This window comes from Prevotella amnii CRIS 21A-A, from assembly GCF_000177355.1.
GTDB lineage: Bacteria > Bacteroidota > Bacteroidia > Bacteroidales > Bacteroidaceae > Prevotella > Prevotella amnii.
Genome location: NZ_ADFQ01000016.1, coordinates 1 through 13,541, shown reverse-complemented (window position 1 = coordinate 13,541; position 13,541 = coordinate 1). Strand labels below are relative to the sequence as shown.

Below are 13,541 nucleotides of genomic sequence, written 5' to 3'. Positions count from 1 at the left end.
TAGCTGAAAGACAATCTATATAAAGTATCTATAATTTTATATATACACATGATGCAATCCTCGCAAAAAACTGGTCCGATAGGTGTTTTTGATAGTGGTTATGGTGGTTTAACTATCCTTCATGCTATACAGAAGCTATTACCAGAATATGATTATATCTATTTAGGAGATAACGCACGCGCTCCTTATGGCTCTCGTTCGTTTGATGTAGTATATGAGTTTACCCGTCAAGCAGTATTGAAACTCTTTGATATGGGTTGTAGCTTAGTTATTCTTGGCTGCAACACTGCTTCTGCAAAAGCTCTTCGAACCATTCAGCGAAACGACCTTCCTGTAATAGCACCTGATAACCGTGTGTTAGGTGTTATTCGTCCTACAGCCGAAGTAGTAGGACTTTTAACCCACTCTAATCATATAGGTATTTTAGCTACAGAAGGTACTGTACGTAGTAAAAGTTATAATATTGAGATACAAAAGCTATGGCCTAAAATATCAGTTACAGGTATTGCTTGCCCTCTTTGGGTACCTATCATAGAGAATAATGAGGCGGATTCGCCGGGTGCTGATTATTTTGTTAAGAAGCGCATAGAGCATATTATGAGGCTCGATCCTCAAATAGATACCATAATTTTAGGCTGTACACACTATCCTATACTTATGCCTAAGATACTAAAACATATTAACAAAGGAATAAAAATAGTAGCACAAGGAAAGTATGTTGCACAGTCTTTAAAAGATTATCTATACCGACACCCTGAAATGGATAAAAAATGTACTAAGCAAGGCACAACAAAATATTATACTACAGAGAATCCCTCTAAGTTTACTGAGAATGCTCGCATCTTTCTTACCGATGAAATCATAGTAAAACGCATTACATTAGAGTAACTATATTCTTATGAAAGCAATGCCACAAGAAAACAAAATATCAGTAGTCATTAATACTTATAACGCAGAAAAATATCTACGTGAAGTACTCGAAAGTGTTAAATGTTTCGATGAAATCGTAATATGCGACATGGAGAGTAAGGATAATACTCTCGCCATAGCCAAAGAATATAACTGCAAAATAGTTACCTTTCCCAAAGCAAATCACCTTAGCGCAGAGCCAGCACGTACATTTGCTATACAAAGTGCGAGTTATAAATGGGTGCTTGTAGTAGATGCTGACGAGCTTGTTACTACAGAACTTCGTACCTACTTATATAATATTATCAAGCAAGAAGCCTGCCCTAAAGGATTATACATAGCTCGCCGTAACCGTGATATGAATGTGTTAGATAAGGGACGATTACGAGATTTTCAGCTACGTTTCTTTATACGTAAAGGCACTATTTGGCCACCATACGTGCATACTTTCCCACAAGTGCAAGGAAGGATAGGCAAACTTACAGATAGCAATGGAGCTGTGCTTATACATCTTGATGAGAACTATCTACATGAGAGGATAGAAAAAATAAATCGCTATTCTGACGGAGAAATAGACAAACGCATTAGCAAACAATATGGCTTAGGTGCACTCTTATGGCGACCTATATGGCGTTTTTTTAAGGCTTACATCATGGATCAGCAGTACAAGAAAGGACTTCCAGGATTCATCTCAAGCTGTCTTTCTGGTTTTTACCAGTTTCTTATAGTAGCTAAATCAATAGAAAAACGAAAATATAAAAAAACATGAAAACAATAGATTTAAGCATCAAAATAGGATTTTGTCAGCTCGATGAGCTATCCGAACAAGAACAAAAGCTCATTAACGGTGCAATATCTGCCACCTCTAAGAGCTATTCGCCATATAGCAATTTTGCTGTAGGTGCAGCGTTGTTACTATCTAATGGCACTGAAATACGTGGTGCTAACCAAGAAAATGCAGCATTCCCCGTAGGCTTATGCGCAGAACGGTCTGCTATCTTTGCTGCCCAATCTACACAGCCAGACCAGTCTATCACTACCATTGCCATTGCTGCCCGCAACGGTTATGGCTTTACTAAAAAACCTATAGTGCCATGTGGCTCATGTAGGCAGGTACTCCTCGAGATGGAAGATCGCTATAAAAAGCCCATTCGCATTCTTTTATATGGTACTGAAGGTGTTTATGTTATCAACTCTGTTAAAGACATTCTACCATTACAATTTGTAGGAGAATCAATGAAATAAATTATATGAAATCATATAGTTTAAAAACTATTGAGACGAAGATAATCGTCTTAACATATATAAAACCAATTTAATAAACTAAAAAAAGAATATGGAATATCTACCAAAAGAACCAGCTATACTTGTTAGTGCAGTGAATATGCTGTTACGAGATGGCGAATTTGACTCATTAGAATCGCTGTGTTATAACTTTAATGAAGACCCCACAGAGGTTAAAAAACGCATGAAAGAAGAAGGGTATATATATAGCGAGGAGCAAAAGCAGTTTCGCCCCACAGGCTTTGATGAATAAAACGTACGCTTATTTGTAATATGTTATTATATAAGAGGTTATCTTTTTAATAAAAGAAGATAACCTCTTATTTATAAAAATATAAATCATTGCAATGAAAAATAATCTATTTTTGCTTTATTTTTAATTTATTTTTCCATTAAAAATAATTTATTTTTCAAGATAAACTTTTGTATATAGATGTAATAAACTTTATTTATTAATAAGCAAACTATATCTTTTTTTATATTGTAACAATAAATATATTGGCAATACTTTGCTTTTTAGGTAAGCAATAAACCATAACAATGGGACTACACAATATACTATTCGTCATAATATTTGCATACTCCGCTAATAATAGATAACTTTGCATAAAACAGAATATTACACGCATAGGCTTTGTGTATATCAAAGTTATCAATATATGGCAAAAAGTTATGATTTTATTGAGTTTTGATACAGAAGAATTTGATGTCCCTAAGGAGCACGGTGTGCCCTTTACGCTTGAGGAGGGTATGGCTGTTTCTGTAGAAGGAACTACCAGAATACTCAACTGTCTGAAGGCAAACAACGTAAAGGCAACCTTCTTCTGTACGGGCAATTTTGCCCAAAACGCTCCGCATATCTTGCAACGTATAGTGAAAGAAGGGCATGAAGTGGCTTGCCATGGTGTGGATCATTGGCAACCTAAGTCGGAAGACATCTTCCTCTCGAAGGCTATCGTAGAGCGTGTCTCTGGTGTAAAGGTGTATGGATATAGGCAGCCACGTATGTTTCCTGTCTCAGATGCTGATATAGAAAAGGCAGGATATAGCTATAATTCATCGCTCAATCCTGCTTTTATTCCCGGTCGTTATATGCATCTTACTGACCCTCGTACATATTTTATGAAAGGAAAAGTATTACAGATTCCAGCCTCTGTTACCCCTATAATACGTTTTCCGTTATTTTGGCTTTCACTTCATAATCTTCCACAAGCTCTCTATCATGCTATGGTGCGCCGTGTGCTGCGTCATGATGGCTATTTTGTTACTTATTTCCACCCATGGGAGTTTTACGACCTTAAAGAGCACCCAGAATATAAAATGCCATATATAATAAAGAAAAATAGCGGTTGGGCTATGGTACATCGTCTTGATAAGCTCGTTAAGATGCTAAAGGCGAGAGGTGAAGAGTTTGTTACATATAGATATTTTACAGAACAAAAAACAAAGCAATAATAACTTTTATGCAATGAGAAAAGTTACCATTCTTATTCCTTGCTATAACGAAGAAGCATGTCTTAACAAGTTATACACTGCCTTAGCAGACTTAATGCAGCAAAACAACAGCTACGCTTGGGAGATATTATTTATTAACGATGGTAGTACCGATCACACACTTACCACCATTAAGCAGTTAAGAAAGAAAGATAACCGAATTTGTTATATAAATTTGTCTCGAAACTTTGGCAAGGAAAATGCTATGTTGGCAGGGTTTGATAATGCCAGTGGCGACTGTGTTGTTATAATGGATGCCGACTTGCAGCACCCTCCTCACATCATTCCTTTGATGCTTAAAAAGTGGGAAGAGGGATATGATGATGTATATGGTAAACGAAAAACAAGAGGGAAAGAGTCGTTTTTAAGAAAGCGTATATCACTATTATATTATAAGGTTTTACAACATTCTACACGTTACGATATTCTTGAAAACGTTGGCGATTTTCGTTTGTTAGACAGAAAGTGTATAACCGAACTGCAAAAACTTCGTGAAACAGAACGTTATACTAAAGGTATGTATGCGTGGATAGGGTTTAAGAAAATAGGAGTGGAGTTTGAAACACAAGATAGGGTTGAGGGTAAAAGCCATATGTCTATACGCTCTTTACTATCTTTAGCTACAGATGGTATTACTTCGTTTACGGTATCTCCACTGAAATGGTCAATGGTTGTGGGAATGTTCTTCTCCGTTGTAGCCTTTATGTTTCTTATTTACACACTCATACACACATGGATATATGGCGACCCTGTACAAGGTTACCCTACTATACTTACAGTAATACTTTTTCTTGGAGGTATACAGCTACTATCTTTAGGTATTATTGGTGTATACCTCGGCAAGGTGTTTAATGAGATAAAACATCGTCCGGTATATGTTGTTGCGGAGAAAGAGCTGGCGACTCCTTATAATCATACACCATCATCTCATAGCAAAGCCTCAACCAAACAATAAGGCAAGGCAAGGCTTTGAGGGCATATTGCTGTATAAGTCCACGTTTTATGCAAGGAGGGTAGAGGTCTGACGAGCCAAAACCAGAAATCATAAATACAAAAACAAGTAGTGCAACTCCCCACTTTCCACGCTTGCTTGGAGCTGAACACCACCAAAAGCTAACACCACAAAGAGCTATAATATAAGAGCTCGACTCACTGCCTGTGCTAAACAGCACCACAAAGAGCAATACCGAAGCAAGTAACGATAGCCTAAAGCCTAAATATTTATACTGATTTATGCGCAGATATGGCAGAGCAAAAAGTAATAAAGATGGCAGTATTAACCATAAATCGGAATAGGTATTGTTACCTGAAATGCGACGAACTAATCCTAAAGCGGATATGTTTTGAGCGATGGAACCAATGTTTTCGCCATTTTTTTCTATCAGATTGGTAAACCATTCTTGATATTGTCCTAATATATATGCAGGCGAACTAATAAGCATTGGAGCTACAAACATTATTACTGCCCAAAACAATAACGATAACAAAAACTTACCTTTTTGCTTAGAAAAAAAGAAGAAAGCCAAGCCCACTATGCCATACAGCTTAACAAAGGTGCCGAGCATGATAAGAAAAGCTGCCCAAAAGTCGCGCTTATTCTCTATCATATAAAAAGCACCTATAATAATAGCGGCAATAGCAACATTAAATTGCTGCATAAAAAGGGCAGTAGAGAGCGAGTGAGCACAAAACCAAAAGAGAAATATCTTCTCGTTATGCTTCATATTAGAACGGCTTACCGCAACAAAAAGCATTAACGATAAGCCCACACACCAGAAGAGCATACCCAGCCAATCGGGCATAATAGCAAAGGGAGCTATAACTAACGAGAAAAAAGGCCCGTAGTGATTAATATCAAAATACTCCTTAGGGTAGGATTCGTAAAGAGAAGTTCCTTGCACGGTATGCCAATAAACTCCACGGAATATCTCAAAGTTATTATGCTGACGGGTAAACTTAAATGCCCACGAGAGAATGCCTATAAGAACCCATACTGCTAAGAGTGTGCGCTTATCACTAAAGAAAGGGCGAGAGAAAAAAGTTTTAATATGTTTTATTATCATATTCATTTAAAATATATTTACTTAAATAATCTGTTTAAAAAGATTGTCGAAACAGCCGAATGACGATATGCTAAGTGGTTTTAGAGGGTCTAAAATCCAGTAAAGTGGTGTATTGTGATACATCGAAGCAGTAAGGCTAAACGTGCTTGGTGCGCCTATTATATAATCGCAATGAGACAAAAGGCAAAGATCTTCACCCGGATTGCCTGCTGGAAAATGCACATTACCATTGCCAAAAGCGTGCTTATAAGCATCTTTATCGAGCTTAGGATCATTGCCACAGATGAAGATTTTCACTGTTTTGTCGCGGTGTAAAGCAATAAACTGCCCTATAACGTGCATAAATTGGTCATCGTTATAATAATATTTGCCCCCTTGCCAACGTGCATAATCGCCTCGACGGATATGTACGCCCAGCTTTATTGTACCTTGAAAAGGAGCCAATACAGCATTAATCTTAGTCTCAATAGCCGTATGAAAGCGGAAAAGCGATAATATTTCAGACTTATATTTTAAAAACAAGTCGTAGTAGCGCACATACCACCCCTCTACGAATAAATGTTTATGAGATGACATCAACGTTTCGTTAAGAGTATAATCACAATCTTCTTCATTGAAAGATACCGTTTTTAGCAGCCCCACTTTAGCACTATATTTGCCTAAGAGATAGAAAAAAAAGTTGTGATAGCGCGTGTTACAAATATCAAAATAAGGATATTTATAAGCAAAACGCATAGACATAGTGTGTTTATGATGCTCACGTGCCCAAGCATATACATGTGCATACTGAAGGATATTATTACACATTCTACCTTTATCATGTACAAAAAACATAGCTCAACTTATTCCTTTCTCTTGTTTTATAATGTTTAAATCGCGTAAATCAACTATACCCGTAGCTTTGTTTAGGCGAATGTTATACTCCTCATGTGTGCGTTTCCACCGTTTATGGCTCCATAAATATATACTTGGATCATACCTTATGCTATGCTCAAGAAGGTTAAAGTAAGTATCAGTAAGCTCATAGTCAGGGTATTTCTTAGGCTGATCGCTTATCTTTTTAAAGTTGCAGATATAGTATCCACGCTTCACTCTATGCACGTCGGCATAATATACCACCTGGTTAGTGGTCTTTATCATACGTTCTGCTCCTGTAAAAACAGGTGTATCATGGTGAAGAAAGCTTATCCAATGATGAATATTATTCCAAAAGGGAGCCTGATCGGCAATATATCCTACCACTACAGCTACAGATTTGGCACGATATTTTGCAATCTTTCTTAACGATTCGTTCATAGGGATACACACAGCACCATAACGCTGACGTACTTTTAAAAAGAGCTTATCAAAGATTTTATTTTCTAATGGATGATAAATCTGCGTACATTTACCTTCCGACTTAAGCCAAAGAGGCAAAGAGGTAACCCATTCCCACTGCCCGTAATGACCTAAATATATGCCTATAGACCGTTTTTCTGCCCAATATTTGTCCATTTCATCGCACCCTGTGAATATCATACGGCGTTTAATCTCTGCCTTGCTCATAGTAAGCAGCTTAATAGTTTCTACAAAATAATCGCACAGCCAAGCATAAAAACTGCTAATAATATGCTTTTTTTGAGCCTCATTATAATCTGGAAAAGAAGAAGAAACATTATCCCATAACACTTTATAACGGTATTTTGCTACTTTAGCTACAAAAAAATAAAGCACATCTGATAGCAAATAAAGTAGCCTTAATGGTAATAAAGAGAGTAAATACCAACAGAGGTAAACAAGTAAGTAAAGTATATTCATTGAGAATTAGTTTTGCGCAAAATTAGCAAAATCATTGCTATCCAACAAGTTTTTAATAGGTTATCATATAAGTTTCATATATTTTATTTACCTTTGGTGTTTATAAAAAACGATATTTATGAAGACTCTACCTATAATAATAGGATACGATGCCAAAAGGATAGTGCATAACAGCACAGGGTTAGGTAATTATAGTAGGACACTTATCAAGAACGTTTTAAGCGAAAAAGATAAGCGTTTTTCTCTTCGTCTATATGCTCCAGATAAAGGTAATTACACTTTACGTGGTCAAATAAAGGAAACGGATCAGGTGCGTTACGTCTATCCTAAAGGTAGAAAAGGGAAAATAGGCAAAGCATTATGGCGCTTTTTACGTATTAAAAAAGATTTAATTTCTGATGGAGTAAATATATATCACGGCTTATCGGGTGAGCTACCAAAAGGTATAAGCAAAACAGGAATTAAGTCGATAGTTACTATTCATGACTTAATATTTTTGCGTTATCCACAATATTATAGTTCGCTCGACTTGTTTTTCTATAAATATAAGTTTGCGGCAGCTTGTTTAGAGGCTGACCATATAATAGCTATTAGTGAATGTACAAAGCGTGATATTATAAAATTTGGAAACGTAGCACCAGAAAAAATCACTGTTATATATCAAGATTGTGAACAATCTTTTAAAGAAAAGGTAAACAAAGAAAAGCTCAAAGAGGTAAAAGAGCATTATCATTTACCAGAAAAATATATTCTTTCTGTAGGTAGTATAGAGGAACGAAAAAACATATTACTTGCTGTAAAAGCATTTAAAGATATAAAGACAGATGCTAAAATGGTTATTGTTGGTAAGCATACACCTTATACAAAAAAAGTAATAAGTTATATTAACGCGCATAATATGCAGGGTAGGGTGATGTTTTTACATAACGTACCTTTCGAAGATCTGCCTTCTATTTACCAGAAAGCCCATAGCTTTGTGTATCCTTCACGTTATGAGGGATTTGGCATTCCTATTATAGAAGCCATATATAGCCAATTACCCGTAGTGGCTTGTACGGGTAGCTGTTTAGAGGAGGCAGGCGGACCATATAATATTTATGTTGGCCCTGATGATGTTATAGGTATGAAACAAGCCTTAATATCTATCCTTTCAGAAAGAAACAGAAAAGAAATAATAGAAAAAAGTAAAAATTATGTTCAGAAGTTTAGTACGCAAAAAGTAACACAAGAGCTTATAAACGAATATCTTAACATAGTAAATATAAAATAAAATAACACATACTCTTTAACAATATAACCTTTAAATGACAGCTAATTATACTCCACCCAAACATACTTTTATTCTTTTTACATTCTTAATAGGGTTTATCTATAGATGCTTGACGGGGCTACAAGGTATAGACAATGTAGACGTTGGTTTCTGTAATACTTTCTATGAATGTATTTTTAAATATCCAGAAGCTAATAGTTTTAATTTCTTATATTATCTAACAGGTGTTATAGGAGGATTTTGGGAAGTAGTTTTTGGCAATTATGGTCTGCTTGGGTTTAGATTTTTTGAGGCCTTTACACTAACTTTATCAATATTTTTCTTATATTCTATCTTTAAGAAATATATCCCATGGCAATATTCCTTAATAACCATTAGCTTATGTTTTGTCTTCCCTACTATAACGGTTACTTTCCACTATGATACCTTTTCTTATCTGCTTATAGCTATTTCTGCCTTTTGTATAAACAAAGCTAAAGAAGAAAAATATTGTATATGGGTCATATTATCTGGCTTTTTTATAGGCTTATCTATATTTGCGCGTATTGTTAATGCTGCTTTAATAGCCTTAATTATTATTCCGCTCTTTGTTTTTAAAAAACATGAAAGAAGTAAGATTAATATAAAAGCAGGTGTATGTTTTGCTATAGGTATAGTTTCAGGGTGCTTTTTAGCTGTTTGTATGTTATTAATATCTCATCAAGAAGCATATTATATAGATGCTATACAACAGGCTTTTTGTACTTTAAGTAACAACAATGCAACACATAGTAAAGGAAATATTATATATAAGTATTTTAAAAGTGGAATAAACATTGCTTTAACAATAGTGGTATTATTAATAATAGCCAAACTAACAACTATTAAACAAATAAAAAAATATAAAGATCATATATTGACCAAAATATTATTGACTATTATTATATTCATTTTATCTTATACATCTCTGCCTTATACGGTAGCACTTGCATGTTCTTTACTTATCTGCCTATATGCTATTATAAATAAAAATATAGGAGAAGGAAAGGTTGTTGTTAGCTATCTCATAATAGCTACTCTTATATTTCCTATAGGAAGCGATATAGGTATAGCAGGAGTATATAACTGGATAGCAGGAATGGCTATTTTCCCCGCTGCTTATTGCTATACAAAGATAAGTAAGAAATGGAACTCTCTCTTGTTAATAACTATATTATGTATAGGATTATCCGGAATAATAAAACAAGCCTTTAAGGCATATGGAGCGGTTAAGCCACGATGGAAAGAAACCACTCTCGTGCAAAATGATAGGCTTAATATCTACACCGATTCTGCTAATGCTTTACAATATCAACAAGTTATAAAAGCTATTAACAAAGAGCAGGATAGCAACAGGCGGTTACTTTTCTTAATAAACCAAAAGTCGGAGTATTACTATGCTACCCATTCTTTACCTTTTTTAGGACATACACAAACTGTAATCTATACAGGGCAAAGCCTTATAGATAGATTAAACGAAAGGAAAGCGTTTTTTAAAAGTTATCCTTTAATAGTAGAATTAAAAAAAGTAAAACCTTTAAGCGAAACGGAAGAGGTAAGTAAACTTACTCATATATGGATGAAAAAACAAAAATATAGTGTTGCTTATAATGATAGTTATTGCACTATATATAAGCGAAAATAACGCAAGCCTATATAGTAAGGCTTGCGCTTGATGTTTAAGTTGTTACTCGAGAGCTATTCTCTTTGAGAAATCCTCTTATCTCTTCTAACATTTTTATAAGCTCTTCCATTTTAGAACAGCGGAGCATAGCAATACGCATTTGCTTAAAATCTGGAATGCCTTTAAATATTGGTGATGCTGCAAGATGACGCCGAGTGTGTAAAATACCACGATATTCGTCTATACGTTCCACATTAATGCGGAGCATTTCTTCTAACACATCTATCTTGTCGTCAAGAGAAAGTGATGTTTGGTCTTTACAAAAAAGCCATGGACACCCAAATGTAGCACGACCAATCATTACCGCATCTACTCCGTATTTATCAAAATGATCGTAAGCATCTTTTACACTAACAATATCCCCATTACCTATAATAGGTATTGTGATGTGTGGATTTTTAGCAACCTTCCCTATCAACGTCCAATCGGCTTTCCCTGTATACATTTGCTCTCTTGTGCGCCCATGTATGGTGAGTGCCTTTGCCCCACAGTCTTGTATTTGTTCGGCTAAATCAGTTATAATTAAGTTATGCTCGTCCCATCCTAAGCGTGTCTTTACCGTAACAGGCACATTAACAGCCTTTACTACTTCACGAACAATGTTTAAAAGTAGTGGGATATTTCTTAGTAAGCCCGCTCCAGCCCCCTTACCTGCAACTTTTTTAACCGGGCAACCAAAGTTAATATCAATGACATCAGGCTTAGCTTCCTCTACTATCTTGGCTGCTTCTACCATCGATTCTACATTATTACCATATATCTGAATGCCTGTAGGACGCTCATTATCGTCTATAACCATCTTCGATAATGTAGATTTTATATTACGAATAATGGCATCAGCCGAAACAAATTCGGTATAAACCATAGCTGCCCCATAACGCTTGCACATACTTCTAAACCCTATGTCAGTAACATCTTCCATAGGAGCAAGGAATAAAGGACGATAACCTATATCTATATTTCCTATCTTCATAAGTGCAAAGGTAATAAAAAAGCATATATGACTAATGGTATAGAAGGTCATTTTGCAACCAAGTTGTAAAACATAACTGTTACTTTTGTATATTAATTATAAAAATAACAAGTAAATATTAATGTCGTATGAATAAGAAATTGCTCCGTATTATCCTCACTGTCATACTTCTTTTAGGAGCATGGCTAATAGAAAAATACGCAAAGTTGCCCCTTTGGCAGCTACTCTTAGTGTATTTAATACCTTATCTTTTGATAAGCTATGATGTGTTAATGGAAGCTATAGAAGGCATCATAAAACGCGATCCTTTTGATGAAAACTTACTTATGGTGATAGCTACAGTGGGTGCACTTCTAATAGGCTTTTTACCTAATGCAGAGCCAGAGTATTTGGAAGCTGTCTTTGTGATGTTGTTTTTCCAGCTTGGCGAACTATTTGAAGATTATGCTGAAGACAAAGCTCGTGATTCTATAACAGACCTGATGGATCTTCGTCCTGATGCAGCTTATATAGAAAATAACGGAAACATCGAAAAGGTTAATCCTGAGGACGTGTCTATAGGCGATGTGATAATAGTGAAGCCTGGTGAAAAAATACCATTAGATGGTGTTATCTTAGAGGGTACTTCAAGCCTTAACACAGTGGCTTTAACAGGTGAAAGTATGCCTTGTGATGTGTCTAAAGGAGATGACGTTATTTCAGGAAGTGTCAATATTTCTGGAGTGTTAAGAGTGAAGGTGTCTAAGATTTTTAGCGAATCTACAGCAAGTAAGATTCTTTCTTTAGTAGAAAATGCTAATGAGAACAAGTCTAAGAGCGAATCGTTTATACGTCGTTTTGCTCATGTTTATACCCCTATAGTTGTAATATTAGCCCTTGTTTTAGCATTTATACCACCTTTTTTCTCAGCTTCTTATAGTGCAGATTTTTCTGTTTGGTTACATCGTGCATTAACCTTTTTAGTAGTAAGTTGTCCTTGTGCTTTAGTAATATCTGTTCCTTTAACATTCTTTGCGGGTATAGGAGGAGCTTCACATAAAGGCATATTGATAAAAGGAGGCAATTATATGGATGCGCTTTCCAAGCTCCACACTATGGTTTTTGATAAGACAGGAACCCTTACTCATGGTACTTTTGAGGTTACAGCCATTCACCCAAACCAAATAAATGAGCAAGAGTTATTACATTTAGCAGCTCATGTTGAGCGTTATTCAAGTCACCCTATAGCTCTTGCATTGCGAGAAGCTTATGCTAAAGAGGCAGATGGATGCAGTGTAGAGAATGTGCACGAATTAGCTGGAAAAGGTATTACTGCTACCATAAACGGTAAGCAAGTGAGCGTAGGGAATAGGCGTATGATGCAACATTTAGGTGTAAACATTCCTATATGTAATTACTGTTCCACCCATAATACAGGTACTATTATCCATATAGCTATTGAAGGCTTATATGCAGGACATATAGTAATAGCTGATAAAATAAAGAGCGAAAGTGCTTCTTCTATTGCAGAATTAAAACATTTAGGAATAGCCAAGACGGTTATGTTAACAGGTGATAAAGAAAGTGTTGCAGCACAAGTAGCACAACAAACTGGCATTGATAGCTATCATGCAGAATTATTACCAAGCGATAAGGTGAGCTATTTTGAGAATATTATAAGTATTAAACCAAAAGATAAGACCATAGCTTTTGTAGGTGATGGTATTAATGATGCACCTGTATTATCGTGTGCTGATGTAGGGATAGCTATGGGCGGATTAGGTAGTGATGCTGCTATAGAAGCAGCCGATGTGGTATTAATGGACGATAATCCTGCTAAGATAGCTACAGCTATTAAGCTATCACGTCGTACCATTAATATAGCTAAAGAGAATGTGATCTTTGCTATTGGAATAAAAATAGCTGTGCTTATACTTGCTACTATTGGGTTAGCATCAATGGGTTTAGCGATATTTGCAGATGTTGGCGTGATGATATTAGCTGTTATAAACGCAATGAGAGCTTTAAAAGCATAATTTGAAATAAAAAAAATGCGTAGATGTTTAGTTT

Annotated in this window: 13 protein-coding genes; 9 read left to right on the top strand and 4 right to left on the bottom strand. The window is 35.6% G+C overall.

Translation table 11 applies throughout. The features are described 5' to 3' along the window. Window positions 1-48 precede the first annotated feature (48 nt). The 6 genes from murI (at window position 49) to HMPREF9018_RS01700 (ending at window position 4,642) form a co-directional block, all read left to right on the top strand. Window positions 49-888 carry a glutamate racemase gene (gene murI, locus HMPREF9018_RS01725; protein ID WP_039863993.1) on the top strand — a complete coding sequence of 280 codons (840 nt, stop codon included), beginning with the start codon at window positions 49-51 and terminating at the stop codon, window positions 886-888. A 10-nt stretch (window positions 889-898) separates the two neighbouring features. Further along, window positions 899-1,678 carry a glycosyltransferase family 2 protein gene (locus tag HMPREF9018_RS01720; RefSeq protein ID WP_008447342.1) on the top strand — a complete coding sequence of 260 codons (780 nt, stop codon included), beginning with the start codon at window positions 899-901 and terminating at the stop codon, window positions 1,676-1,678. Further along, entirely contained in the window at window positions 1,675-2,154 is a 480-nt protein-coding gene (locus HMPREF9018_RS01715) for a cytidine deaminase (RefSeq protein ID WP_008447249.1), read from the top strand. Before HMPREF9018_RS01720 ends, HMPREF9018_RS01715 begins: the two co-directional genes overlap by 4 nt. A gap of 91 nt (window positions 2,155-2,245) precedes the next feature. Then, window positions 2,246-2,446 (top strand): DUF4250 domain-containing protein, encoded by a 201-nt coding sequence (locus HMPREF9018_RS01710; protein ID WP_008447247.1) that lies wholly within the window; start codon window positions 2,246-2,248, stop codon window positions 2,444-2,446. 419 nt (window positions 2,447-2,865) lie between these two features. Next, window positions 2,866-3,648, top strand: a complete 783-nt coding sequence (locus HMPREF9018_RS01705; protein WP_039864044.1) for a polysaccharide deacetylase family protein — start codon at window positions 2,866-2,868, stop codon at window positions 3,646-3,648. 13 nt (window positions 3,649-3,661) lie between these two features. Further along, window positions 3,662-4,642, top strand: coding sequence for a glycosyltransferase family 2 protein (locus HMPREF9018_RS01700; RefSeq protein WP_008447309.1), 981 nt, complete (start codon window positions 3,662-3,664; stop codon window positions 4,640-4,642). Here the strand turns inward: HMPREF9018_RS01700 and HMPREF9018_RS01695 are convergent. From HMPREF9018_RS01695 to HMPREF9018_RS01685, 3 genes are read right to left on the bottom strand one after another with little or no spacing between them, the layout of a single operon-like run. Continuing rightward, entirely contained in the window at window positions 4,536-5,756 is a 1,221-nt protein-coding gene (locus HMPREF9018_RS01695) for a glycosyltransferase family 87 protein (protein WP_039863990.1), read from the bottom strand. The two genes, HMPREF9018_RS01700 and HMPREF9018_RS01695, sit on opposite strands and share 107 nt — an antisense overlap. A gap of 15 nt (window positions 5,757-5,771) precedes the next feature. Next, the gene (locus tag HMPREF9018_RS01690) at window positions 5,772-6,584 is read right to left on the bottom strand and encodes an alpha-1,2-fucosyltransferase (RefSeq protein WP_019036856.1); all 813 of its coding nucleotides are present in this window, start codon (window positions 6,582-6,584) and stop codon (window positions 5,772-5,774) included. A 3-nt stretch (window positions 6,585-6,587) separates the two neighbouring features. After that, a complete protein-coding gene (locus HMPREF9018_RS01685) occupies window positions 6,588-7,547 on the bottom strand; it encodes a lysophospholipid acyltransferase family protein (protein ID WP_008447262.1) in 960 nt (319 codons plus the stop codon). A 118-nt stretch (window positions 7,548-7,665) separates the two neighbouring features. Between HMPREF9018_RS01685 and HMPREF9018_RS01680 the strand changes: the two genes are divergently transcribed. Further along, window positions 7,666-8,817 (top strand): glycosyltransferase family 4 protein, encoded by a 1,152-nt coding sequence (locus tag HMPREF9018_RS01680; protein WP_008447301.1) that lies wholly within the window; start codon window positions 7,666-7,668, stop codon window positions 8,815-8,817. 34 nt (window positions 8,818-8,851) lie between these two features. Beyond that, window positions 8,852-10,480, top strand: a complete 1,629-nt coding sequence (locus tag HMPREF9018_RS01675) for an ArnT family glycosyltransferase (RefSeq protein ID WP_008447317.1) — start codon at window positions 8,852-8,854, stop codon at window positions 10,478-10,480. Window positions 10,481-10,514: 34 nt separating this feature from the next. Here HMPREF9018_RS01675 and dusB read toward each other — a convergent pair whose 3' ends face one another. Beyond that, a complete protein-coding gene (gene dusB / locus HMPREF9018_RS01670) occupies window positions 10,515-11,492 on the bottom strand; it encodes a tRNA dihydrouridine synthase DusB (protein WP_008447348.1) in 978 nt (325 codons plus the stop codon). Window positions 11,493-11,620: 128 nt separating this feature from the next. Here dusB and HMPREF9018_RS01665 point away from each other — a divergent pair, with 128 nt between their 5' ends. Further along, window positions 11,621-13,507 carry a heavy metal translocating P-type ATPase gene (locus HMPREF9018_RS01665; RefSeq protein WP_008447196.1) on the top strand — a complete coding sequence of 629 codons (1,887 nt, stop codon included), beginning with the start codon at window positions 11,621-11,623 and terminating at the stop codon, window positions 13,505-13,507. Window positions 13,508-13,541: the final 34 nt, after the last annotated feature.

What these genes read in the sequence shown, in the direction of transcription:
- murI (WP_039863993.1), top strand. Translation starts at nt 49, where the DNA reads ATGATGCAATCCTCGCAAAAAACTGGTCCGATAGGTGTTTTTGATAGT.
- HMPREF9018_RS01720 (WP_008447342.1), top strand. Translation starts at nt 899, where the DNA reads ATGAAAGCAATGCCACAAGAAAACAAAATATCAGTAGTCATTAATACT.
- HMPREF9018_RS01715 (WP_008447249.1), top strand. Translation starts at nt 1,675, where the DNA reads ATGAAAACAATAGATTTAAGCATCAAAATAGGATTTTGTCAGCTCGAT.
- HMPREF9018_RS01710 (WP_008447247.1), top strand. Translation starts at nt 2,246, where the DNA reads ATGGAATATCTACCAAAAGAACCAGCTATACTTGTTAGTGCAGTGAAT.
- HMPREF9018_RS01705 (WP_039864044.1), top strand. Translation starts at nt 2,866, where the DNA reads ATGATTTTATTGAGTTTTGATACAGAAGAATTTGATGTCCCTAAGGAG.
- HMPREF9018_RS01700 (WP_008447309.1), top strand. Translation starts at nt 3,662, where the DNA reads ATGAGAAAAGTTACCATTCTTATTCCTTGCTATAACGAAGAAGCATGT.
- HMPREF9018_RS01695 (WP_039863990.1), bottom strand. Translation starts at nt 5,756, where the DNA reads ATGAATATGATAATAAAACATATTAAAACTTTTTTCTCTCGCCCTTTC.
- HMPREF9018_RS01690 (WP_019036856.1), bottom strand. Translation starts at nt 6,584, where the DNA reads ATGTTTTTTGTACATGATAAAGGTAGAATGTGTAATAATATCCTTCAG.
- HMPREF9018_RS01685 (WP_008447262.1), bottom strand. Translation starts at nt 7,547, where the DNA reads ATGAATATACTTTACTTACTTGTTTACCTCTGTTGGTATTTACTCTCT.
- HMPREF9018_RS01680 (WP_008447301.1), top strand. Translation starts at nt 7,666, where the DNA reads ATGAAGACTCTACCTATAATAATAGGATACGATGCCAAAAGGATAGTG.
- HMPREF9018_RS01675 (WP_008447317.1), top strand. Translation starts at nt 8,852, where the DNA reads ATGACAGCTAATTATACTCCACCCAAACATACTTTTATTCTTTTTACA.
- dusB (WP_008447348.1), bottom strand. Translation starts at nt 11,492, where the DNA reads ATGAAGATAGGAAATATAGATATAGGTTATCGTCCTTTATTCCTTGCT.
- HMPREF9018_RS01665 (WP_008447196.1), top strand. Translation starts at nt 11,621, where the DNA reads ATGAATAAGAAATTGCTCCGTATTATCCTCACTGTCATACTTCTTTTA.